This window comes from Pseudomonas sp. PLB05, from assembly GCF_021106615.1.
Taxonomy (GTDB): Bacteria; Pseudomonadota; Gammaproteobacteria; order Pseudomonadales; family Pseudomonadaceae; genus Chryseomonas; species Chryseomonas benzopyrenica.
On record NZ_JAJOHO010000001.1, the window covers coordinates 838,747 to 861,491 of the forward strand.

Below are 22,745 nucleotides of genomic sequence, written 5' to 3' on the forward strand. Positions count from 1 at the left end.
AGGGGGATCTATTGGATGCCGTGTTGCGTCCAGGCATCCCGCTGAGTGTCATCCTGCCGATCCTTTTCCAGCGGAAAGTCCGCGGGCAGGGTTTCGACATAGAGACTTCGGCTGGAGAGGGCGAAACGCACGCCGATCTTGGCGAAGGCTTCCATCATCTCGATATTGATCGCCTGCTGGATGTCCATATATACGTTGTAGCTGGCATCCAGCACGATGTAGACGACTTCGAATTCCAGCGAACTGTCACCAAAGGTCAGCAAGTGAGCGCGGTCGAAGCGCGTCTTGTCCTGCCGTTGAATGATCTCCTTCAGGGCAGTGGTGACCTGTTTGATCTGGTTTGGCTGGGAGGCGTAGGTTAGTCCGAACTTGAAGACGATACGGCGCTCTTGCAGCTTCTTGTAATTCTGGATGGTGCTGCCGATCATCTCGGCGTTCGCCATGACGATCTGCTCGCCGCCCAGGCTTCTGATCCGGGTGGTCTTGAGCCCTACGTGTTCGACCGTGCCCGCCAGTGAGCCCACGACGATGAAGTCACCTACCTCGAAGGGTTTGTCCACCGCGATGGACAGGGACGCGAACACATCGCCCAGAATGTTCTGCACGGCCAGGGCGATGGCGATACCGCCCACGCCAAGGCTGGCGACGAAGGCGGTGATGTTCACCCCGAGGTTGGACAGCATGGCCAGGCCGACCACGGCCCAGAGCAGCACCTTGGCCCCCCAGAGCGACAGGGTGGCCAGGGCGCTGCCCTGGTAGACGTCCGCCTGGCTATGCTTGACGAAGTAGTGGTGCACCGCCAGGGCCACCGCGCGGTTGGCCCATAGCCCGACCTGCAGCGCCGCCACCACGAACCAGAGGCTGCTGACCCGGGTCAGCCAACGCTCGGGCAAGTCCAGTATCCCTACGCCGATCAGAATGGCGGCCAGCAGCAACAGCGTATTGCTGGTGCTGGACAAGACCTGAATGGCGATATGGCTGACATGGGCACCCGGTTTCTCTGCGCGGGACCGCAGGTTTCTCAGGACGAAGCCGATGACGGTTCGGGCGAGGGTGAAGCTGAGCAGGATGGTGCACAGCATGGCGAGCCAGTTGGCCAGCGAGATGCCGAGCAGACTGGTCGATAGCAGGGTGTTGAAAAATCCGAGATCCATAAAGCAGGGGTCTTCTAGCCGGTTCAGAAATCGCCACGACTCGGCCGCGCAGGCGCGGTCGCGACTCGTTTTATCCCAGCGAGCTCTTGGTCAACTGGAACACAGGACACCGTCCGCCAGCTCGGCCATTCAGCCAGGAGCCCACGGATGGCATCAGCCAGGTTTGAGTTCTTTGAGCTGGTGCCGTGCACTTTTTTTCACGGTCGGGCGCGATTCGACTCGTGGTGACAGCACTGCTGGCGACGGCGAGCGCCTCTGGCCCAGGCGTTACGGCAGGTGCTGCCGAGTCGATAAAAAGTCGCTTCACCCACCTTTTGCCAGCCCTGGCTGGAGGCGATGAGCAGCGAGGAGATTCGCGCTCGAGTGAGCGGGGAATGGCGATTTCGCGAGCGAGCCGACAGCGCGTCGACCGGCCGGGCTCCCGAGGCGATGATCTGGCGGGCGAGACCAGATCGACCCTGGGAGCCCACTTTGGCTCAGTGACTGTAGCCAGTCGGCTTGTTGCGGATGGTCTTGAGCAGGTCTTCCGGGCTGATGCTGGCGAGCGCCTTGGCCGCGGCCTGGCTGCCCGGCAGCGGCAGGTCGAGGATATGGCCCTTCATCTTGCCCACCACGTGCATCTCGCAGGGCTTGCAGTCGAACTTCAGGGTCAGCACCTCATCACCGTGGACCAGCTGCATGGGCGCGACCTTGGTGCGCACGCCGGTGACGCCCTTGGCCTGCTTCGGGCAGAGGTTGAAGGAGAAGCGCAGGCAGTGCTTGGTGATCATCACCGGCACCTCGCCAGGCTCTTCGTGAGCCTCGTAGGCCGCGTCGATCAGTTGCACGCCATGGCGGTGGTAGAAGTCGCGGGCCTTCTGGTTGTAGACGTTGTAGAGAAACGACAGGTGCGACTCGGGGTACACCGGCGGCGGGCTGGTCTCGGCCTTGCGGCGACCGCGTGGGTGAGCGGCGACGCGTGCGGCGGTCAGCTGTTCGATGGCCTCGCGGCGCAACGCCTTGAGTTGCGAATTGGGGATGAAGAAGGCCTGGGGTGCGTCCAGTGTCACGTCCAGGGCGTGGTACTCGGTGGTGCCCAGCTGGGTCAGCAGGTCGCGCAGGCCGTCCAGCGCCTGTTCCGGCTTGTTGGCCACGCCGAAGGGGCCGTCCAGGGCGACAGTGGCGCTTATGCCTTCCTCGCTGGTGGCGGTCAGCTGGAGCCGTTGCTCGCGCAGCTCGACCTGCCAGCGCACGCCGATACGACGCTCGGCGCTGGTCTTGAGCAGGGCCTGCTGCCAGTTGTGGTCCAGGTTGCGCGACAGCGGATGATTCGGCCGTAGGCGGAACAGCCCTTCGGGCATCTCGTTGGGTTCGACGCGATAGCGGTAGCGCTTCGCACCGTCTTCCTCGAATTCGCTCTTGAGCTCGGCGACGTTGGCGCGAAAGCCCACCACCTCGCGCTTGACCAGCACATTGAGCCCATCACCGTTGGACAGCGGCTCCTCGGTCACGGCGATGAAGTCGCGCTTGTTGACCTTTTCCACCTGACCCACCGGCAGACCGGTAAAGGTCGGCGAGTCGAAGGCGCCGATGTCCACCTTGCGGTCGGTGACGAAGTAGTCGGTGCTGCCGCGGTGGAAGGTCTTGTCCGGATCGGGCACGAAGAAGTGCGCGGTGCGGCCGCTGGAGGCGCGGGCCAGGTCGGTACGGTCTTCGAGGATCTCGTCGAGCAACTGGCGGTAGTAGGCGGTGATGTTCTTCACGTAGCCCATGTCCTTGTAGCGCCCCTCGATCTTGAAGGAGCGCACGCCGGCCTCGACCAGGGCACGCATATTGGCGCTCTGGTTGTTGTCCTTCATCGACAGCAGGTGCTTCTCGAAGGCCACCACCCGACCCTGGTCATCCTTCAAGGTGTAGGGCAGGCGGCAGGCCTGGGAGCAGTCACCCCGGTTGGCGCTGCGGCCGGTCTGGGCGTGGGAGATGTTGCACTGGCCGGAGAAGGCCACGCACAGGGCGCCATGGATGAAGAATTCGATGGCCGCGTCGGTCTCGGCGGCGATGGCCGAGATCTCCTGCAGATTCAGCTCACGCGCCAATACCAGCTGCGAGAAGCCGGCCTGATCGAGAAACCTGGCCCGCGCCAGGGTGCGGATGTCGGTCTGGGTGCTGGCATGCAGCTCGATCGGCGGGATGTCCAGCTCCAGCACGCCCAGGTCCTGCACGATCAGCGCATCCACGCCCGCGTCATACAGCTGATGAATCAGCTTACGCGCCGGCTCCAGCTCGTCGTCATGCAGGATGGTATTGATGGTGGTGAACACCCGCGCATGGTAGCGCCGGGCGAAGGTCACCAGCTCGGCAATCTCGCTGACCTCGTTACAAGCATTATGCCGCGCCCCAAAGCTCGGCCCGCCGATATAGACGGCATCGGCCCCATGCAGGATGGCCTCCCGCGCAATCCCGACATCTCGGGCAGGGCTGAGCAATTCCAGATGGTGCTTGGGCAGGGACATGGCGGGTCTTCTCGATCAGGCGTGGCACGAAGGCGCGCATTGTAGCGGGCGAGGGGGAGGAGGGCACGCCTGGGGTGCTGGGTGGTTGTTAGCGATAAGTCACGGCGTAGTGTTCGGCATAGTATGGAGATCTGAGTATCGTTTGGAGCTTCGCATTAGACGTCTTTCTGTGTCTGATAGCGATTTATAATTTTTGATTTTTCATGTGGTTAATTATTTCGCAGTGATTTGCAAGTTTTAATATGAAAGTATGTATGCTGGTTTGCGCACTAATACTGTTATAGTTTCCTGTAATGGGTGTTTCTTGGGGGGTTGCTATAAGTGCAGTTGCAGTGTAGAGGCCTTTGAGCATAAGGCGCTTGCACATAATGTCATATCGATCTATATAAGATACTCCTTTTATTCTGGGATAAGTATTGTCTTCTCGTGGTATATAAAATTCTTTACGGACGGTCTCATCCAATAAAAAGCCAGGCATGACTGGAAAGAATGACATATCTATGTTCGGGGTGGTCCTGCTGTCGGCACTGTCCTCTACAACTATGATATAGCCTGTAAATATGTTGGCGTCGTCGCCAAATGCGGACTCTTCGATTGCTGTGCGAAGATCCAAGCTGCTGCCAAGAACCTCTTCGGTGCGGTTGTTGAAGTTGTTTCCTATGGATCCTACTTGAGATTTAAACTCTACAGCTGCAATTAAATTGCCATTCTCCACTACAACTACATCCCAGCATTTGTGTGGTCTAAAAAAACCAGGAAGCTGAGATGTGTTTTTTCCTGTGTAAGCTTTTGCATTTAAGAGGCCGCTATCTTTAACTGTTTGTTCAATGAGTTTGACAAAAGCATCTAGAGTCTTGCCAGCTAATACCCCTTTTCCACCATCTCTTGTAGTCCAGAAGTTTCTCACTGCCTCTTTGACTTTATCATCTAGCCAGTCTAAATTCATTTTAGTGCCAATATTTTATTTGCAGAAGCTGGCGGTATTACCCGCCAATCGAGAGGATTTCTTCAGCTGTCATTTTATACATCCTGAAGGTTGCAGCATTGCACGCTTGCAGGTCTAAACGCTCAGCTGCGCTTATAAGCTCTCTTCTGAGCGGTGATGGGACGCTATCCCATAATGGGAGTCTTATTCTGCGCAAGTATTGAGCTTGAAATCTAAGGAAGCCCCCTCTCATTTTTGTTGAATATGTAGCAACAAATAGCTTTGATACTGAAGACAGCAAAACCGCTTGTAATGCTCTTAGGTCCCAGGTGTCAGATGTAATTACGTATAAATTATGGTGAGGATAAAGTTTTCCGTCTTCATATACTACGTGCGCTTCGCCTTTAATGTCAGGGATAAGAAGTTTTTCCTTTTTAGCAAGGGAGGGGGTTATCCGGTCAATTGTCTTATACCAGCTGCTAGGCGACTTTCTTGCGCAGTGACGTCCTGCAATAATTTCACGACGACTTTCTAGGTATTTTTTTAGTTTTGGATATTTCTCTAAATCGACAAGTCCACCTTCATCTTTGAAAGGATTGATAACTCCGAGGCCTTTCCATAAAACCTGACCTGTAGATATGTCTTTTGTCGTCGCAATGGGTAGTTTCCTATCTGATTCCACATCGAGTGAATCAAAATTGCCTATAAATGCCTTGTCAGCGCCGGTAGCTACACCAATGCCAACTTTACATCCCGATTCTTCTAGGCATGGAAACTCACTTTCCAGTCTACGTATTAATGCCATCTGATCCGAGGATTCTAATAGCCAAGGATTTGCACCATTAACAACCTTATATAGTTCTATAATGGCGTTTTTTTGGCTTGAAGGTTCTTCCGATAGTATGTTGAATGCTAGTTCGGATAAAGTTGTTTCGTCTAAATTTGGCCTGTGCGCTACTAATGTTTTCCCTGTATTTTCTCTTCCTATGATGGTTATCGCAGGGTAGGCAACCACGTCAGTATGGAATGCCGGAGTGTCCGTCATATCTATATATACTTTTAAGTGAAAATTCTTGGAGATTAAGTTGCGTAGTGGTCCGCCATATCGATTTTTCATCCAGCGGTCCGCGCAAATGAATCCTAGGTTTCCATTTTCGGATAATAAAGAAAGAGATCGTTCAATGAAAGGTATATATAAATCCGCTCGGTCGTATATGGTTTCGTATCTGCGCCGGTATTCTGTAAGCAAGGCGGGTGGTATCAATTCCTGCCGTACATATGGAGGGTTTCCTACGATGTAGTTAAACGTTTTATCAAATGGTTGAAGTAGGAAGTCTCCTTGGGTCAGCCATTCACTGGTAAGTTCTTCAGCTATAGCTTGAGAGAATTTGTTTTTGATAAGCAGGTTTTTAGTTTTGGAGTAGGTTTTTTCAAAGCTGCCTTTATGGATTTCAGTCGCACGAATCGATTTTTTTAGGTTTTCAATATCGAATTCGCTTCCGCCGAAATTTTGCCAAGAGGCAATTAATCGTTCGATGGCTGGCAACAGAAAATCGCCGCCTCCAAAAGAAGGTTCCAGCAGTCTTTGATTGTATAGGGGGCGGTCGCTCTTATAGCCAGTTAAGTCTAATATGAAATTGACAACTTCGGTGCGAGTGAAGATTGCCCCCAGCGTTTCAGTGCCGCCTTGTGATGCCAGTTCCTCGACCGCCTCGGATATAGAGTCATCTTTAAAGTTTCCGAAAATTAGAGGAAAATTTGACTGCAAAGACATTCTCTACCTCTTGATCTTATTTAAAATGGTCATGTGTTTATAATATTGATTGAAGTAATTTCTAATTTTAATCTGAGATTTTTGATAAACTCTAATATATTAAAATATTTTAAATCTAGCTATGAGTTTTAGGGTGCGCTGGATCTGTGCTTGATGATTTTATCATGATTGGCATTCTTGTCGATGAGATTATTTTGAGGTTCCAATTTCCGGTCGGCCCGTTAAGAGGTTAGATGATTTTATATAGATTTCAGTTTTAATATAGATGACTGCTTTCTTCCCTTGAAGAAAGTAACAGGTTCATTCCTAGTGGCCGACTTATGTTTCAAACCGCATTTTGAGCGCACAGCTGCTTAGCTTCTGTCCTAATGGCGGACTGTGGGGAGGCATTTCTCAGTCTTAGGTGTCGCTTATGCAAAGTCCCATCCCGCCGGCTACCCCAGTAATTCCTCCAGAATGCTCAACCTGAACTGCCGCTGCAGCGTCACCGCATAGAAGCGTTCGGCGATCTCTGGCACCTCGGCGTAGAGCTGCAGCGCACCGCTGCGCAGTTCATCCTGCACCACCACGGCGGGCAGCAGGGCCATGTCGCCGGAGTCGCGGGCGAGCAGGCGCAATAGGGCCATGTCGTCGACCTCGGCGCAGATGCGCGGCGTCAGCCCCTGGCCGCTGCAATAGACGTCGAACTGGCTGCGCACATCGCTGCTGCGCCCGGGCACGATCAGGCGGGCCTGTTGTAGGTCGCGGTGGAGATCGAAGGGGCGGCGGTCCTGGCGTGGTGGACCGATCAGGCACACCGGCTGGCGATGGAGCAGGCGGCATTGCCAGGTGCGCTGGCTGTCGGCGCTCACCGCCTGGTTGGTCAGCACCACGTCCAGCTTGTGCAGGGCCAGGCGCTCCAGCAATTCGTCCACGCTGCCGGATTCCAGGGTGAGCACCAGGTCCTCCCGGCCTAGGAAGGGGCGCAGCAGGTTCTCCTGGAAGTTGCGCGACAGGGTCGCGACGGAGCCGATGCGCAGCCTCTGGTTCGCCTCCTGGGCGTTCTGCAGGGTGTTCTGCAATTCGCTGCCCAGGGCGAAGATGGTTTCGGCGTAGTCCAGCACCAGCTGTCCGGCTTCGGTCAGCCGCAGGCTGCGTCCGGAGCGGAGGAACAGGGGATGGCCGAGCTGGTCTTCCAGCACGCGGATCTGGGTGGAGAGGGCGGACTGGGAGACATGCAGCGCCTCGGCGGCGCGGGTGAGATTGCCTTCCTTGGCCACGGCCCAGAAGTAGTGCAGGTGATGGAAATTGAGGCGGCGCATGCTTCGTTCTTCAAAAGTGAACGTTAGGTTATGATCAATCTATTTTAAATAATCCGTACACATCCTGAAACTGGTGCCCTCTGGTGTTCAAGGAGTGTGCACGATGTCTAGCCCGCTGTTTCCCCTGGCTCCACTGTTGCCCTGGGTCTATGCCCTGGCGGTGTTGCCGGCGGCCTTTCTGGCTTCACCTCGCCAATTCTGGCGGCCCGCTCGTGTCGCGGGTTATCTGGGCGTCTTGCTGGTTCTTGCCGCCTGGCTACAGGCGGTCTTCGAAACCCAGCACCCCGATCGCCTCGGCCTGGCGATGGCCGGACTCGTCAGCCTGCTGGCGCTGGTGATCATCGAGTACTCCCAGCGCTATCTGGAAGGAGAGCCAGGACAGCGGCGTTATGTGCTCGCCCTGCTGGCCACCCTGGCGGCGGTGGCCACGGTGGTCACCAGCGATAACTTCTTGCTGCTGGCAGGCGCCTGGATCCTGTCCAGCCTGTGCCTGCACCAGCTGCTGACCTTCTACCGCGAGCGCCCTCAGGCCGTGGTGGCGGCCCACAAGAAATTCATCGCCAGTCGCCTGGCCGATGTCAGCCTGCTGCTGGCGATCCTGCTATTGGTACAGGCGGGCGGGAGCAGCCAGCTCTCACTGATCCTCGCCGCCGTGGAGGCCCAGGTGCAGGCGGGTGGTCCGCTCGGCTGGGAATTGCAGGGCGCGGCGCTGCTGCTGGCGCTGACGGTGATCCTCAAGTCGGCGCAATTGCCGGTGCATGGCTGGCTGATCCAGGTGATGGAGGCCCCCACGCCGGTTTCGGCCCTGCTGCATGCCGGGGTGGTCAATCTCGGCGGGTTCGTGCTGCTGCGCTTCGCCCCGCTGTTTTCCGCCGCCGTACCGGCGCAAAGCCTGCTGGTGCTGGTGGGGGGGCTGACCGCGGTCCTCGCGGCCCTGGTGATGATGACCCGCATCAGCATCAAGGTCCGCCTGGCCTGGTCGACCTGCGCGCAGATGGGTCTGATGCTGCTGGAATGCGGGCTGGGGCTGTACGAACTGGCGCTGGTGCACCTGCTGGCCCACTCGCTGTACAAGGCCCATGCCTTCCTGGCCGCGGGCGAGACGGTGGCCCATGCCCGGCAACAGGCGCTGCAACCCCAGGCACCCGCGCTCGACCTGGCCGGCCTGCTGCGCGCGTTGTTGGTGGCCGCCCTGATGCTGACCCTGCTGCAAGCGCTCTGGGCCTGGCTGCTGCCCCGCCATGAGCTGCCTCTGGTGGCCCTGACGCTGCTGGCGATCGGCCTGGCGCCCTGGTGCCTGCGCCGCGGCCAGTGGGCGCACGGACTGCTGATGTTCGGCCTGCTGCTGGGCGCCTATCTGCTGTGGCATCAGGCGGCCGGCTGGATCCTCGACCAGCACCTCGCCGAGGCGCCGCTGCCGCTGGCCCTGCTGGCGATGGGCCTGCTGGTCGGTCTTTACCTGCTGCAGGGCCTGCTGCTGGCTCGGCCTCGCGGCGCTCTGGCGCAACGCCTCTACACGCTGGCCTTTGCCGGCTTCTACCTGGACGAGCACTTCACCCGCCTGACCTTCCGCCTGTGGCCGGCGCGTGCGCCCCAGCCCCTGAGCGCCACCCTTGGAGACCACCCATGACTGCCTTCGAAGCGCTTCCCAGCCTCAAGCACCAAGCTCTGCACGAGGCCGCCCGGCAGGCCTGTGCGCGCATCGCGCCGACCTGGCCGCTGGATCGCATGATCGCTGTCAGCCCCCTGTGGGAGCGGCGCGATCAGGCCTGGCAGACCGTCGCCGCGCAACTCTGGCAACGCGCCGGCAGCCGCCTGACTCTGGACACCGCTGACTATCGCCAGGCCTGGCAGGACGGCCGCATCGCCGAGCGCCATCTGCAGCAGGCGCTGGCCGAGCAGGGGGCGTCCTGCACGCCGGTACGGCTGCTGGAGGTACTGAACGCCCCCGCGGAGGTCGGCCAGGGGCTGCCGCTGCTGGAGGATCTCGCCGAGCCAGGCGTGCCGCTTCCGGGCTGGCCGGCGCTGATCACCCAGCAGATCGGCCAGAGCTGCGCGGCCTGGTTCGATCACGAACAGGCCGATTGGCGGCCGGCGGACAGTGCCGGGCTGTACCAGGCCTGGCGCGCCAGTCTGTTGGCCGACCGGGGTCTGAGCGTGCTCAGCGCCTGTCGCGACCTACACCCGCGCATTGCCGAGTTGCCACTGCAACCCGAGGCGGCCCTGGAGGCGGCGGTCGAGCATCTGGGCTTGCCGGCGGAAGACTGGGCCCCCTGGTTCGACTGCCTGCTGTTGCGCAACCTGGGCTGGGCCTCCTGGTGCGCCTATCGGCGCTGGCAGGCCCGGTTGCAGGGCGAGGACGACCAGACGCTGCTGGAGCTGCTGGCCATCCGCGCGGCCTGGGAATGGCTAGTGGATGATCGCCGGCGCGATGCCGGGAGCCGCTGGCACAGCTGGCGGGCGGCCTGGCAGGAGCGCTCGCAGCAGGCGCCCTCGGCCAATTGGCGGGCGTTGCAGCTGTGGCAGCGCGCCGACGAACTGGCCTGGCAGGAGCAACTGCAGCGGGCCCTGTGCCAGAGCACTCCCGCCGCCGCATCCACGGCACCGCTGGCCAAGCTGTTCTTCTGCATCGACGTGCGTTCCGAGCCGCTCAGACGCGCCCTGGAGCAGACGTGCCCGGAGCTGGAGACCGGCGGTTTCGCCGGCTTCTTCGGCCTGCCCATCGCCTATACCCCGCTGGGTACCCAGGCCACGCGCCCGCAATTGCCGGGCCTACTCGCGCCGCAGCTGCAGGTGAGCGATGGCAGTGGCGATGCCGAGCGGGATCGGCAACTGGCAGAGCTGCGCCAGGAGCGCCTGGCCCGTCAGGGTCGCTGGCGGCTGTTCGAGCGGCTGCCGGCCTCGACCTTCACCCTGGTCGAGAGCGTGGGGCTGGGCTATGCCGGGGCGCTGTTGGGGCGGACCTATGGCCTGACCGGTGGTGCGCCGTCGCCAGAACTCAGTGCCTGGCGCTGCCACGAGCGGCAGCAGCTGCAACCACGGCTGCCGGCCCTGTCGCGGCTCCAGCAGGTCGACTTGGCCGAGCGCATCCTCAAGGCCATGGGGCTCAGCGGACAACTGCCGCCTCTGCTGGTACTGGTCGGCCATGGCAGCCAGAGCGCCAACAATCCTCAGGCGGCAGGCCTGGACTGCGGCGCCTGCTGTGGTCAGAGCGGCGAGATCAATGCGCGACTGCTGGCCGGCCTGCTCAACGATCCCGAGGTCCGCATCGGGCTACGGGTGCGCGGCCTCGACCTGCCGCCGCACTGCCAGGTACTGGCCGGGCTGCACAACACCACGACGGATGAGGTGCAGGTCTTTGGTCATGCGGCGCTTCCTGCGGCGCTCCAGCCCAGCTGGCAACGCCTGCGGGCAGCCCTGGACGGAGCGAGCGCCGAAGTGCGTCGGCAACGGGCCAGCACCCTGGGCCTGGCGCCGCTGCAGGAGCAGCCGGCCAAGTTGCTCGGACGGCTGCGGCGGCGCGCCCGCGACTGGGCGCAGACCCGGCCGGAATGGGGATTGGCCGGCAACGCCGCCTTCATCGCCGCGCCGCGGGCACGCACCCGCGCGGTGGATCTGCAGGGCCGCGCCTTCCTGCACGACTACGACTGGCGGCAGGACGCAGGGGGCAAGGTACTAGAGCTGATCATGACCGCACCCATGGTGGTGGCCCACTGGATCAACCTGCAGTACTTCACCTCGACCACCGACAACCTGCGCTTCGGCAGTGGCAACAAGCTGCTGCACAACGTAGTGGGCGGCCATATCGGGGTGTTCGAGGGCAACGGCGGCGACCTGCGCATCGGTCTGGCGCGCCAGTCGCTGCACGACGGTCAGCAGTGGATGCATCGTCCGCTACGGCTGCACGTGGTGATCGAGGCGCCGCGCGCCATGATCGATCAGGTGATCGCCAACCATGCCGTGGTGCGCGATCTGGTGCGCAATGGCTGGCTGCACCTGTTGCGCCTGGATGGCCAGCCGGCCTGCCTCGAGCTGCGTACGGCGGGAGGGTGGCGGCCGTTACCGGAAGTCTGACGCCTATCGCTGCCAGAGCGGCCTGATGCCTCAGGCCACTCTGGCAGGGCGGTTGCGGCGCGGTCGGGCCTGACCGAGGTCGATTGCTAGTGGCTCAGCAGCTGCCGCTGCAGCAAGGGCCAGATCACCTCGCCGGTCAGGGGCGCCAGCGGCAGAGCGCCGGGCTCGTCTACCGCTACCCATAGCGCCTCTTCGATTTCGGCGGCCGGCAGCGGCTGATCTTGCGCGCCCATGGCTACCTGATACAGCGCGCAATCGACCCTGAAGCCGGGTTCATTGGCGGCCGGCGCCTGGTAGTTGCCAAGAAAGGTCGCGGCGTCCGGCGTGATGACCAGGCCAAGCTCTTCTTCCAGTTCGCGGATCAGGGCCTCCAGGGGTTGCTCCCCCTGGTCCACCTTGCCGCCCGGTTGCATGAAGGCGGTGGTGCCCCGCTTGCGCACCAGCAGCACCTGCTGGCGGTCGTTCAGGAGGATGGCGGCGGCGATGTGCAGGGTAGGGGTCAAGGTGAGCGTTCCGGACTAGGTGGGCGGGTCACCGTGCCGGGAGACGGGCGGAAAGGCAACTGGCGGCGATCCTGGCTCAGCCTGCTCGCGAGGGCCTGTGGTGGCTGTCAGAGGTCGAGGGCATCGAACAGGATCTTGAACGGCTTGCCTGTGGGCAACAGGCTCATGGGCAGGTATCGCGTCGGGTTCGTCGAGGTCGACCAGGCCGAGCATGGCGGAGAGGCAGGCCAGCAGCAGAGTCATAGAGACGCTGAAAGCGAGCATTAGCCAAGGCTCGTGAAATGTCCTGGGAGCGGAGACGTTTTCCCGTGGATCAACGAAAGGAAAGGTCGCGTCGGTCTCACAGATCGGTATGCAGGGAATAGCCATTGAAGCCGGCGGCAAACAACATGGCGCCCCAGAGAAAGAAGTCGGTTTGCAGGAACTCGCGCTTTATCGAAACCAGCTTTATGCCGTTGTTCAAGGCGACGGTGGGGTCTATGAGCCACCCCACGAGTACGGCCACCCCGCCCAGTATCATGGCGATGAAGCCAATGCTTTTTACGACGTGCCTCACTGGCGTCTCCTTTTGTGCGAACGCGCATCCGGTGGATGGGCGCCTGGAATTCAGGATATCGAGCTGCAGAAGGGCCCGTGTAAAACCTCATGAAGGCCGGTAAACAAGTGTTAACGCGAGGCCATGGGCGACGGGGTCGCAGCGGGTGAAGCGGCTAGATCCGCTCCGCCGCTCCGCTCCCACGCGCCTCCCAGTGCGCGGAACAGCTCGACGTGGGCGATCATCAGTTGCAGCCGGGTTTCGATCAGGGCGTTATCGGCCTGGTAGAGGCTGCGCTGGCTGTCGAGCAGATTCAGGTAGTTGTCCAGCCCCTGCCGATAGCGCTCGCTCGCCAGTTCGACACTGCGCGCGGTGATGTCATGCAGGCGCTGCTGGGCCGCGAGCTGCCGTCTCAGGGGCGCCTCCGCACCGAGTTGATCGGCTACCTCGCGAAAGGCGACCTGGATGCTCTTCTCGTAGCGAGCGATATCCTGATCGCGCCGCACCTCCGCCAGGTCCAGGTTGGCGCGGTTGCGACCGCCGTCGAACAGCGGTACCTGCAATTGAGGGACGAAGCTCCACACCTGATTGCCGAGGTTGAACAGGCCGTTCAGATCGGAACTCAGGTAGCCGGCGCTGGCCGTCAGGGTGATGCGCGGGAAGAAGGCAGCCCGAGCGGCGCCGATGTTGGCGTTGGCCGCACGCAGGCGGTACTCGGCCGCACGAATGTCCGGACGGCGTTGCAGCAGGTCAGAGGGCAAGCCCGCCGGGACGGGCAGGTCGAGACCCTGGCGCGCAAGCGGCAAGGGCGGGGACAGGTCGCTGCGCGGCTCTCCGCCGAGCAGCAGGCGCAGGCTGTTGTCCGCCTGTGCCCGACTCCGTTCCAGGACGGCGAGATCGGCTTCGGTGGTCTCTAGCGCCGTTTGAGCCTGGGCCAGGTCCAGCGCCGAACTCACGCCGGCGGCATGGCGCTGTTCGATCAGGGCGAGGCCTCGCTGGCGACTTTCCAGAGTACTGCGACTCACGAGCAGTCTCTCATCCAGGGCGCGCTGATTCAGATAGGCCGTCGCCACCTCGGCGATCAGCGACAGCTCCACCGCGCTGCGCGTCTCGCGTTGGGCCAGGTACTCGTCCAGAGCGGCATCACGCAGGTTTCTCAGCCTGCCGAACAGGTCCAGTTCGTAGGCGTTGGTACCCAACCCGACGCTGTATCGGTTGGCCGTCTGGCTGCCGCTTCGCTCCTGGCCGGTACGCGAGGCGCTATCCAGGCTCTGAGTCCGTTCCCGCGTCCGGCTGGCGGTGGCACCCAGTTCGAACATGAGGTCGGCACGGCTGATGCGATAGCGGGCGCGCGCTTCCTGGATATCCAGCACGACCAGTCGCAGATCCCGGTTTCCTTCCAAGGCCTGATCGATCAAGGCGCGCAGGTGCGGGTCGGCGAACAGACCCTGGCGGTCCGGTGACAGGTCCGAGGACGCCGTCAGCACGGGATAGCGCTCCGGGACCGGCGCCTGCGGTCGTTCATGGAGGGGTGCCAGGGAGCAGCCCGCGAGCAGGCCACTCAGGGCGAGGACGGTTACTCCAGTCATGACGAGCCTGCTTGCCGTGAGCTGTTCGCTCCAGGGCAGGGCTGGGCGGCAGGGCCGAGCCAAGGCGTGCGATGGCACCAGGATCCGCTTTTTTTCGGAGTGGCTGGAAGGGAAGAGTGGGTAGTGAAACATCGGGCGTCCTCATGGAGAACGCTATGGTAGAGGGCGCGCCCGGGCTGCCTTGTAAAGGTCTGTAGGTCTCTTGTGAAAGAGTGTTAAGGGCTGCCCTTGAGGGCTTGGCGCTCCGTTATGCTCGCCGCCTGCTTGCCCTGGGACCTACCTGTGAAACCCTTTTTTCGCGTCGAAACCGTCGCCGCCTCGGCCGCGCCGATGGCCACCGATCAGCGTCGCCAAAGCACGCTCGTGCTCCTGCCTGGTCAGCGCCAGGAAGGCGCCGCCTACCGTTCGCGCTGGCCGTCGTTCAGGCTGGCAAAACGGGCCGGATGGGTCTCGCAGCAGGGACGACCGCGCCGCGGCGTCGGGTCCGCCTAGATGTTCAAGATCCTGATTAGGCTCTATTGCGTGCTGCTGGTGACCTATGGCGCAGCCAGCTATCTGGTCCCGGAAGCCCTGCAGCAGATGTTCAGTGATCGCTATAGTCGCGTCAGTCTGGAGCAGATGCATGGCCCACTGAAACTGGTGGAGCGGACCTTCGTGGAGACGCCGATCTCTCGTTGGCCGGCGCTGCTGGCTGAGCTGAACGCCGACATCGCGCCCGTCACCTTGCAGCTGGGGCTGCAGACCGATGCTCGGTTGACGAGCGCCGAGCGCCACCGTTTGGCCAAGGGCGAGCGGCGCGTCCGCCTGACCGACGATGGCGATCCCAGCGTCGCCCTGATCCCCCTGCCGGGCGGGCACGTCCTCTGGGTCGGCTTCGCCGAGGTTCCGACCGACATAGCCCTGACCTATTGGGCCATGAACGCCCTGATCGGGGCGGCGCTGCTCATCTGTCTGTATGTCTGGCTGCGGCCGCACTGGCGCGATCTGGAGCGGCTCAGGCGCACGGCGGCGCGCCTGGGCAAAGGGCATTTGCAGGAGCGTACCGCGATCTCGCCGCGCTCGGACATCGGCCAGCTGGCGCGGGCCTTCGATGACATGGCCCAGGACCTCGAAACCCTGATCGTCCAGCAGCGCGATCTGCTCAATGCGGTCTCCCATGAGCTGCGCACGCCCCTGTCCCGTCTGGAGTTCGGCCTGGCACTGTTGCAGGCCGACCCGCTGCCCGCTGAAACACAGCGACAGCTGGAGCAGCAGATTCGCCACGTCCGCGAACTGGATGCGCTGGTGAACGAGCTGCTTTCCTACGCGCGGTTGCAGTCCAGTCAGCAGCCACCCGAGCGTCAAGCACTCACGCTCGGTGCCTTCCTGGACAGTGTCCTGGCGGATTTCAGCGAGGAACAGGAAAGGCGTGGCGTCACCCTGAGCCTGGACATGGCCGCTGCGCCCGAGCAAGCCCTCTTGGCACCAAGACTCACGGCCCGCGCGTTGCAGAACCTGATTGGCAATGCCCTGCGCTATTGCCAGCGTGGGGTCTGGCTGACCGTTCGCCGCGACGCCGACAACCTGCTGATCACCGTCGAGGACGATGGCGAGGGTATTCCGCCGGGCGAGCGGGAGCGGGTGTTCGAGCCCTTCTATCGCCTGGATCGCAGTCGGGATCGCGCCACCGGAGGCTTCGGCCTGGGGCTGTCGATCAGCCGTCGCGCCATAGAAAAGCAGGGCGGGCAGTTGGCGCTGACGCAAAGCGAAAGAGGCGGCGCGCGCTTTGACATCCGGCTGACCGACGCCCTCGCGTCCTGACCCCTAGACAGCCCAAGGCTTCCTTGGCACCCGATGACGCGGACCCGAGTCCGCTCCTTCCTCTGACCGACCTGAAAGCACGCAAATGTCCAGTTCCTCTTCTTCCCCACCATCGCCGGCTGAAACCGAGATCCTCGACGACTATGGCGACCTGGCCAGGCGGCATGTCACGTTCGCGCGAGTTCTCGAGCTACTGGCTCCACATCGGGCCGCACTGGTGCTGGTGGTATTGCTGATCGCGGTCGCCGGGATCAGCGGCGTGATCAGTCCCTTCCTGATCCGCAGCATCGTCGACGATGCCTTGCCGGCGAAGGACCTGACGCTGCTGGTCTATCTGGCCGCGGGTCTGGTCGGGGTGGCGCTGTTCAATGCCATCGCCAACCTGACCCAGACCTATGTCGCGATTCGGGTGGGCCAGAGCGTCATGCACGACCTGCGGACCCGCCTGTACGGCCACCTGCAGAACCTCTCGCTGGCGTTTTTCGCCGGTACCCGTGCGGGCGAAGTGCAGGCACGCCTGTCCAGCGACATCGCCGGTCTGCAGACCCTGTTGACCCACTCCGCCACGGATCTGGCGAAGCACCTGAGCGTCGTGGCGGCGACCCTGGTGGCGATGCTGCTGCTGGACTGGCGCCTGGCGTGTGTCTCCTTCGCCGTCATTCCCTTGCTGGTCTGGATCAATGGCCGCGTCGCCCAGCTGCGGGAGCGGGTGACCTACCGGCAACAGGAACAGGTGGCTGACCTTTCTGCCAACATCGCCGAGTCCCTGTCGGCCGGCGGCATCATCCTGTCGCGTACCCTGGGCCGCGTGCACTATCTCGTGCAGCGCTTTCAGCGTGACTCCGCGCAGCTGGCGCGCCTGGAAACCCAGGCCAGCACGGCGGGACAATGGGAATTCGCGCTCGTCTTCCTGGCGCTGGATCTCCTGCCGGCGCTGACCTTCCTGGGCGGCGGTCTGTTCATCGGCCTGGGGCTGCAGGTGTCCATTGGCACCCTGGTGGCCTTTATCGCCTTGCAGGAGCAATTGCTCTGGCCGCTGCTGGAGATCTTTGAAACGCGGATCGAATTCGCCAAGGGACGCGCCTTGCTGGCGCGGGTGTTCAGCTACCTGGATACGCCGGCGACGGTCGTCGAGGCGAGCTCACCGACGACTCTTGCGCGGCAGGATTTCCAGCGAGGCATCCGTTTCGAGAACGTGAGCTTCGCCTATGGCGATCGCGCTGTACTCAAGGATCTGACGTTCGAGATACCGGCCGGAAAGCACACGGCGCTGGTTGGCCCCACCGGCTCTGGCAAGACCACCATCTCCTATCTCCTCGCGCGCCTGTACGACGCCGATCGGGGGCGTATCCGCTACGACGGCATCGATATCCGCGAGCTGAGCTTCGCGACGCTGGCCAGCCTGGTCGGCATCGTGACCCAGGATACCTTCCTGCTCAACGCCAGCATCGAGGCCAACCTGCGCTTCGCCAAGCCCGACGCGAGCGAGGCGGAACTCTGGTGGGCGCTGGAAAGGGCGCAGCTTGATGCCACGGTGCGCGGGCTTCCCGAGGGGCTGGGGGCCGGAGTCGGTGACCGGGGCTATCAATTGTCCGGCGGCGAGCGCCAACGTCTGTCCCTCGCCCGCATGCTGCTGCGCGATCCGCCGATCATCCTCCTGGATGAAGCGACCAGCGCCCTGGACAGCAGCACCCAGGCGGCGATGGCTGCGGCCCTGGCTTCGTTGCAAGGGCCGCGGACCCTGATCTCCATCGCCCACCGCCTCAGCACCGTCAGGCAGGCGGATCGGATTCTGGTCATCCAGGCTGGGCAACTGGTGGAGCAGGGCACTCACGAAGAACTGGTCAGGCAGGATGGCCTGTATGCGGCCATGGCCCTGAATGCCTGAATGCCTGAATGCCTGAATGCCTGAATGCCCTGGGCGGAGGAGCTGCCTGCAATCTATCGCCCGACAGGCTTCCCGCAGGTGCATCCCGACCTGGGGTCCTCATTCCTCGCTGGACGCAAATCCCTCCAGCCAGCGCGCTTCCGAGCAGAGCAGGTGGTGGCGAATGCGGGATCGCGCCGGACACTTCACTGCCCCGGAACGCTGCGGCCGCTGGCCGCTAATGCGCCTCGGTCGCCAGTCTCACGGCGACTTCCTCGACCAGTTGGATGGTTTCTGCCGTCAGGGCTTCGAACTGGAAGAGAATCTCCTGCAGTTGCGAGCTGCCCATATCGACATTGCGCAGTTGATCGATTCTCAAGGTGAGAAGCCGGTGAATGTTCAACAGACAATCGCGATCGGGGTTATCGGGTATGGCGAAGCGGCTGCTCATCGTTGTCTCCGTGGAAGTTGACCACCATGACTCTCGATATCGCCTAACCGGCTTGTTTTTTAAGGCAATTCGTCGCCGACGGCCTACCTGGAAACAGCACTTTCCGTACTTGACTCCGCGTGTCTGCAGAGCACTTGAAAGCGTTAGGTCGCGTTGATGACCTTAACTTCAAAAAGCTCGTCAAGAATGCGTGAAAAATTCGTTAAAACTTCTGTTCAAAGGGTGTTCGGGTGGAACGCGGTACTGGGAAAGTTACCGGTAAGTCGCCATTAAAGCCGACGAACGAGCGCTTCGCTTCAGGCCTGGCAAACATCCGCTATCCGGGTTTTCAATAGATTCGCCAGCTCATCGAAGAGGATCTGCACCGAGCGCAGCGACAGATTGTCCGGGCGGGTCAGCAGCCAGATATCGGTGTCGCAGCCTGGCAGCGCCGGACCCAGGCGTTCGACGCCGTCCAGGCTGCTGATCATGAAGTCGGGGAGGGCGGCCACGCCAAGACCGGCACCTACCAGGCTGCCGACCGAGGACATGCTGCTGCAGCGATAGCGCGGGGTGAGGCTGGGATAGGCCTGCCGCAACCAGGTGACCGAGACGTGATCGGCCAGGGAGTCGTCCGGGGCGATCCAGGGCAATTCAGTGGCCAACTGCCCATAGCCGCTGCGATAGCGCTCGTGGCCGCAAACGAAGTAGGAGCTGCGACCGAGCCGCCGGCCGATCAGGTGTTCGGGCGGGGCGTTCGACAGGCGCAGGGCGATATCCGCATCCCGCCGACTCAGGCTGGCGAAGGTGTTGGAGGTGGCCACTTCCAGGGCGACCGCCGGATAGCGCGGCATGAGTTCGGCCAGGCCCGGCAAGAGCAGGCTGCGCAGCACGGCGTCGGTGCAGGTCAGGCGGACGGTGCCACTGATGACGTTCTCGCCCTGGGTGAGGGCGATCCGCGCCGCTTCCAGGGCCTGTTCGGCACGCTCGGCCTGTTCGGCGAGCGCCTTGGCGCTCTGGGTGGGGGTGTAGCCACGCCGGGTCTTGTCGAACAGCGCGACCTGCAGATTGGCTTCGAGCTTGCGGATGGCGCGAAACACCGTGGAGACATCCACCTGCAACTGCTCGGCCGCTCGGGCCAGGGTCCGGCCACGCACCAGGGCGAGGATCAGCTTGAGATCGGCATGGCCTATTTGATATTGCATCCGTGCATTCTTCCTTTGCCGATTCGCCGATATGGGTTGCGCTCATGCCAATTTATACTGGCCCAGCCCCGCGAGGGCAATCAGGTGGGAGGGCGGACCTTGGCAGACGGGGTCGGCGCCTGCAGCGACCACCGCCCACAGCCACGCTGCCAGACCCGCACGAGCAAGCACAACGAAGCGGGCCAGCGTCAAGGATGCCTCCCATGAATTCGATATCCCCCCGCGTCGTCCAGCTCACCGAAGCCAACGGCTTTCTCAAGGAGCACCCCGAGATCCAGTACGTCGATCTGTTGATCACCGACATGAACGGCGTCATCCGGGGCAAGCGCGTCGAGCGGGCCAGTCTCTCCAAGGTCTATGAGCGCGGCATCAATCTGCCGGCCTCGCTGTTCGCCCTGGATATCAACGGCTCCACGGTGGAAAGCACCGGCCTGGGCCTGCACATCGGCGATGCCGACCGCACCTGCTTTCCCATCCCCGGTACCCTGAGCTACGAGCCCTGGCAGAAGCGCCCGACCGCGCAGTTGCTGATGACCATGCACGAGCAGGACGGCTCGCCGTTCTTCGCCGATCCGCGCGAGGTGCTGCGCCGGGTGGTGAAGAAATTCGATGACCTGGGACTGACCATCTGCGCCGCCTTCGAGCTGGAGTTCTACCTGATCGACCAGGAGAACGTGAACGGCCGGCCGCAGCCGCCGCGCTCGCCGATCTCCGGCAAGCGACCAGTCTCGACCCAGGTCTATCTGATCGACGACCTGGACGAATACGTGGATTGCCTGCAGGACATGCTCGAAGGCGCCAAGGAGCAGGGACTGCCGGCCGATGCCATCGTCAAGGAATCCGCGCCGGCACAATTCGAGGTCAACCTGCATCACGTCGAGGACGCCATCAAGGCTTGCGACTACGCGGTGCTGCTCAAGCGGCTGATCAAGAACATCGCCTACGACCATGAGATGGATTCCACCTTCATGGCCAAGCCCTATCCCGGCCAGGCCGGCAACGGCCTGCACGTGCACATCTCGCTGCTGGACAAGCAGACCGGACAGAACATCTTCGCCACCGAGGATCCCGAGCACCACGCGCCGCTGCGCCATGCCATCGCCGGCATCCTGGAAACCCTGCCGGCGTCCATGGCCTTCCTCTGTCCAAACGTCAATTCCTATCGCCGCTTCGGCGCCCAGTTCTATGTGCCCAACGCCCCGAGCTGGGGCCTGGATAACCGTACCGTGGCGGTGCGCGTACCCACCGGCAGCAGCGAGGCGATCCGCATCGAACACCGGGTCGCCGGCGCCGACGCCAATCCCTATCTGATGATGGCCTCGATCCTGGCCGGCATTCATCACGGCATGACCCAGCAACTCGAACCCTGCGCGCCGGTCAGTGGCAACTCCTACGAGCAGCTCGAACAGAGCCTGCCGAACAACCTGCGCGACGCCCTGCGCCGCCTGGACGACAGCGCGGTGATGAACCAGTACATCAGCCCCGAGTACATCGACATCTTCGTCGCCTGCAAGGAAGCCGAGCTGGAGGAGTTCGAGACCACCATCTCCGATCTCGAATACAACTGGTATCTGCATACCGTCTAGGAGGCGCAATCATGACCGTGCTGACACGACAGGACTGGGAGCGGCGCGCCCAGGCATTGACCGTCGAATCCCGCGCCTTCATCGACGGCCGCTATCAGGCCGCCCTGGGCGGCGCCGTCTTCGACGACCTGAGCCCGGTGGATGGTCGTCACCTGGCGCGGGTGGCCAGTTGCATGGCCGAGGATGCCGAAGTGGCTGTACAGGCCGCACGGGCCAGCTTCGTGCGGGGTGACTGGGCGCACCAGGCACCGGCGCAGCGCAAGCGCGTGCTGATCGCCTTCGCCGATCTGCTGCTGGCGAACGCCGAGGAGCTGGCCCTGCTGGAAACCCTGGACATGGGCAAGCCCATCGGCGATGCCCTGGGTATCGACGTTCCGGCGGCGGCCAATGCCATCCGCTGGAGCGCCGAGGCCATCGACAAGGTCTATGACGAGGTGGCGCCCACGCCGCGCGACCAGCTCGGCCTGGTGACCCGCGAACCGGTGGGGGTGGTCGCGGCCATCGTGCCCTGGAACTTCCCCTTGATGATGGCCTGCTGGAAGCTGGGCCCGGCGCTGGCGACCGGCAATTCGGTGATCCTCAAGCCTTCCGAGAAGTCGCCGCTGACCGCCATCCGCATCGCGGGGCTGGCGCTGGAAGCCGGCATCCCGGCAGGGGTGTTCAACGTGCTGCCCGGCTATGGCCATACCGTCGGCCAGGCGCTGGCGCTGCATGCGGATGTCGACACCCTGGTCTTTACCGGCTCCACCCGCATCGCCAAGCAACTCTTGGTCTATGCCGGCGAATCGAACATGAAGCGGGTCTGGCTGGAGGCGGGCGGCAAGAGTCCCAATATCGTCTTCGCCGATGCCCCGGATCTGGTGGCCGCTGCCGAAGCGGCCGCGGCGGCCATCGCCTTCAACCAGGGCGAGGTCTGCGTGGCCGGCTCCCGGCTGCTGGTCGAGCGCTCGATCAAGGAGCGTTTCCTGGCCTTGGTGGCGGAGGCGCTGCAGGCCTGGGCGCCCGGCCATGCGCTGGACCCCAGCACCCGCGTCGGCGCCCTGGTGGACGAAGGCCATCTGCGCACCGTGCTGGGTTTCATCGAAGCGGGCCGCGCCGAGGGTGCCCGGCTGGTGAGCGGCGGCGCGCGCGCCCTGACCGAGACCGGTGGCAGCTACGTGACCCCGACGATCTTCGAAGGGGTGGACAACGCCATGCGCATCGCCCGGGAAGAGATTTTCGGCCCGGTGCTGGCGGTGATCGACTTCGAGGATGAAGAAGAGGCCGTGCGCATCGCCAACGACACCCCCTATGGCCTGGCCGCGGCCGTCTGGACGCGGGATATCTCCCGTGCCCATCGCGTGGCGCGGGCCTTGCGTGCGGGCAGCGTCTGGGTCAACCAGTATGATGGCGGCGACATGACGGCGCCCTTCGGCGGCTTCAAGCAATCCGGCAACGGACGCGACAAGTCGCTGCACGCCTTCGACAAATACACCGAACTCAAGGCGACCTGGATCAAGCTCTGAACAGG

The 22,745-nt window shown here is 62.4% G+C and carries 16 protein-coding genes; 6 read left to right on the forward strand and 10 right to left on the reverse strand.

Features of this window, described 5'->3' with window-relative positions; genetic code table 11:
- Nucleotides 1-8: 8 nt before the first annotated feature.
- The 5 genes from LRS53_RS03885 to LRS53_RS03905 all read right to left on the reverse strand — a co-directional run bounded on the left by LRS53_RS03885 (nt 9) and on the right by LRS53_RS03905 (nt 7,646).
- Nucleotides 9-1,154, reverse strand: a complete 1,146-nt coding sequence (locus LRS53_RS03885; RefSeq protein WP_231354996.1) for a mechanosensitive ion channel family protein — start codon at nt 1,152-1,154, stop codon at nt 9-11.
- Between the two features lie 476 nt (nt 1,155-1,630).
- Nucleotides 1,631-3,646 carry a peptidase U32 family protein gene (locus LRS53_RS03890; RefSeq protein WP_231354997.1) on the reverse strand — a complete coding sequence of 672 codons (2,016 nt, stop codon included), beginning with the start codon at nt 3,644-3,646 and terminating at the stop codon, nt 1,631-1,633.
- A gap of 184 nt (nt 3,647-3,830) precedes the next feature.
- Nucleotides 3,831-4,592 (reverse strand): PaeR7I family type II restriction endonuclease, encoded by a 762-nt coding sequence (locus LRS53_RS03895; protein WP_231354998.1) that lies wholly within the window; start codon nt 4,590-4,592, stop codon nt 3,831-3,833.
- 37 nt (nt 4,593-4,629) lie between these two features.
- Entirely contained in the window at nt 4,630-6,345 is a 1,716-nt protein-coding gene (locus LRS53_RS03900) for an Eco57I restriction-modification methylase domain-containing protein (RefSeq protein ID WP_231354999.1), read from the reverse strand.
- A gap of 434 nt (nt 6,346-6,779) precedes the next feature.
- Nucleotides 6,780-7,646, reverse strand: coding sequence for a LysR family transcriptional regulator (locus tag LRS53_RS03905; RefSeq protein WP_231355000.1), 867 nt, complete (start codon nt 7,644-7,646; stop codon nt 6,780-6,782).
- 103 nt (nt 7,647-7,749) lie between these two features.
- On the opposite strand from LRS53_RS03905, the gene LRS53_RS03910 reads away from it, so the two are divergent.
- Together LRS53_RS03910 and LRS53_RS03915 are read left to right on the forward strand one after the other, a co-directional pair.
- Complete coding sequence (locus tag LRS53_RS03910) at nt 7,750-9,276, forward strand: NADH-quinone oxidoreductase subunit L (protein WP_231355001.1); 1,527 nt, start codon at nt 7,750-7,752, stop codon at nt 9,274-9,276.
- Complete coding sequence (locus tag LRS53_RS03915; protein WP_231355002.1) at nt 9,273-11,720, forward strand: YbcC family protein; 2,448 nt, start codon at nt 9,273-9,275, stop codon at nt 11,718-11,720. Before LRS53_RS03910 ends, LRS53_RS03915 begins: the two co-directional genes overlap by 4 nt.
- Nucleotides 11,721-11,806: 86 nt before the next feature.
- Here LRS53_RS03915 and LRS53_RS03920 read toward each other — a convergent pair whose 3' ends face one another.
- The 3 genes from LRS53_RS03920 to LRS53_RS03930 all read right to left on the reverse strand — a co-directional run bounded on the left by LRS53_RS03920 (nt 11,807) and on the right by LRS53_RS03930 (nt 14,347).
- On the reverse strand, nt 11,807-12,223 hold the full coding sequence (locus tag LRS53_RS03920) for an NUDIX hydrolase (RefSeq protein ID WP_231355003.1): 417 nt from the start codon (nt 12,221-12,223) through the stop codon (nt 11,807-11,809).
- A gap of 340 nt (nt 12,224-12,563) precedes the next feature.
- Nucleotides 12,564-12,779: a hypothetical protein gene (locus LRS53_RS03925; RefSeq protein WP_160922692.1), complete on the reverse strand. Its 216-nt coding sequence runs from the start codon at nt 12,777-12,779 to the stop codon at nt 12,564-12,566.
- A 110-nt stretch (nt 12,780-12,889) separates the two neighbouring features.
- Nucleotides 12,890-14,347, reverse strand: coding sequence for an efflux transporter outer membrane subunit (locus LRS53_RS03930; RefSeq protein WP_231355004.1), 1,458 nt, complete (start codon nt 14,345-14,347; stop codon nt 12,890-12,892).
- A 492-nt stretch (nt 14,348-14,839) separates the two neighbouring features.
- On the opposite strand from LRS53_RS03930, the gene LRS53_RS03935 reads away from it, so the two are divergent.
- Both LRS53_RS03935 and LRS53_RS03940 read left to right on the forward strand, forming a co-directional pair.
- The gene (locus LRS53_RS03935) at nt 14,840-16,147 is read left to right on the forward strand and encodes an ATP-binding protein (protein ID WP_231355005.1); all 1,308 of its coding nucleotides are present in this window, start codon (nt 14,840-14,842) and stop codon (nt 16,145-16,147) included.
- Nucleotides 16,148-16,232: 85 nt separating this feature from the next.
- Nucleotides 16,233-18,035 (forward strand): ABC transporter ATP-binding protein, encoded by a 1,803-nt coding sequence (locus tag LRS53_RS03940; protein ID WP_231355006.1) that lies wholly within the window; start codon nt 16,233-16,235, stop codon nt 18,033-18,035.
- A 217-nt stretch (nt 18,036-18,252) separates the two neighbouring features.
- On the opposite strand, the gene LRS53_RS03945 is transcribed toward LRS53_RS03940, so the two are convergent.
- Together LRS53_RS03945 and LRS53_RS03950 are read right to left on the reverse strand one after the other, a co-directional pair.
- Nucleotides 18,253-18,465, reverse strand: coding sequence for a hypothetical protein (locus LRS53_RS03945; protein WP_017641334.1), 213 nt, complete (start codon nt 18,463-18,465; stop codon nt 18,253-18,255).
- Between the two features lie 296 nt (nt 18,466-18,761).
- Nucleotides 18,762-19,649, reverse strand: coding sequence for a LysR family transcriptional regulator (locus LRS53_RS03950; protein ID WP_231355007.1), 888 nt, complete (start codon nt 19,647-19,649; stop codon nt 18,762-18,764).
- A 203-nt stretch (nt 19,650-19,852) separates the two neighbouring features.
- On the opposite strand from LRS53_RS03950, the gene LRS53_RS03955 reads away from it, so the two are divergent.
- Together LRS53_RS03955 and LRS53_RS03960 are read left to right on the forward strand one after the other, a co-directional pair.
- Entirely contained in the window at nt 19,853-21,235 is a 1,383-nt protein-coding gene (locus LRS53_RS03955) for a glutamine synthetase family protein (RefSeq protein ID WP_017641332.1), read from the forward strand.
- Nucleotides 21,236-21,246: 11 nt separating this feature from the next.
- Nucleotides 21,247-22,740: an aldehyde dehydrogenase gene (locus LRS53_RS03960; RefSeq protein WP_231355008.1), complete on the forward strand. Its 1,494-nt coding sequence runs from the start codon at nt 21,247-21,249 to the stop codon at nt 22,738-22,740.
- The last annotated feature ends 5 nt before the right edge of the window (nt 22,741-22,745 follow it).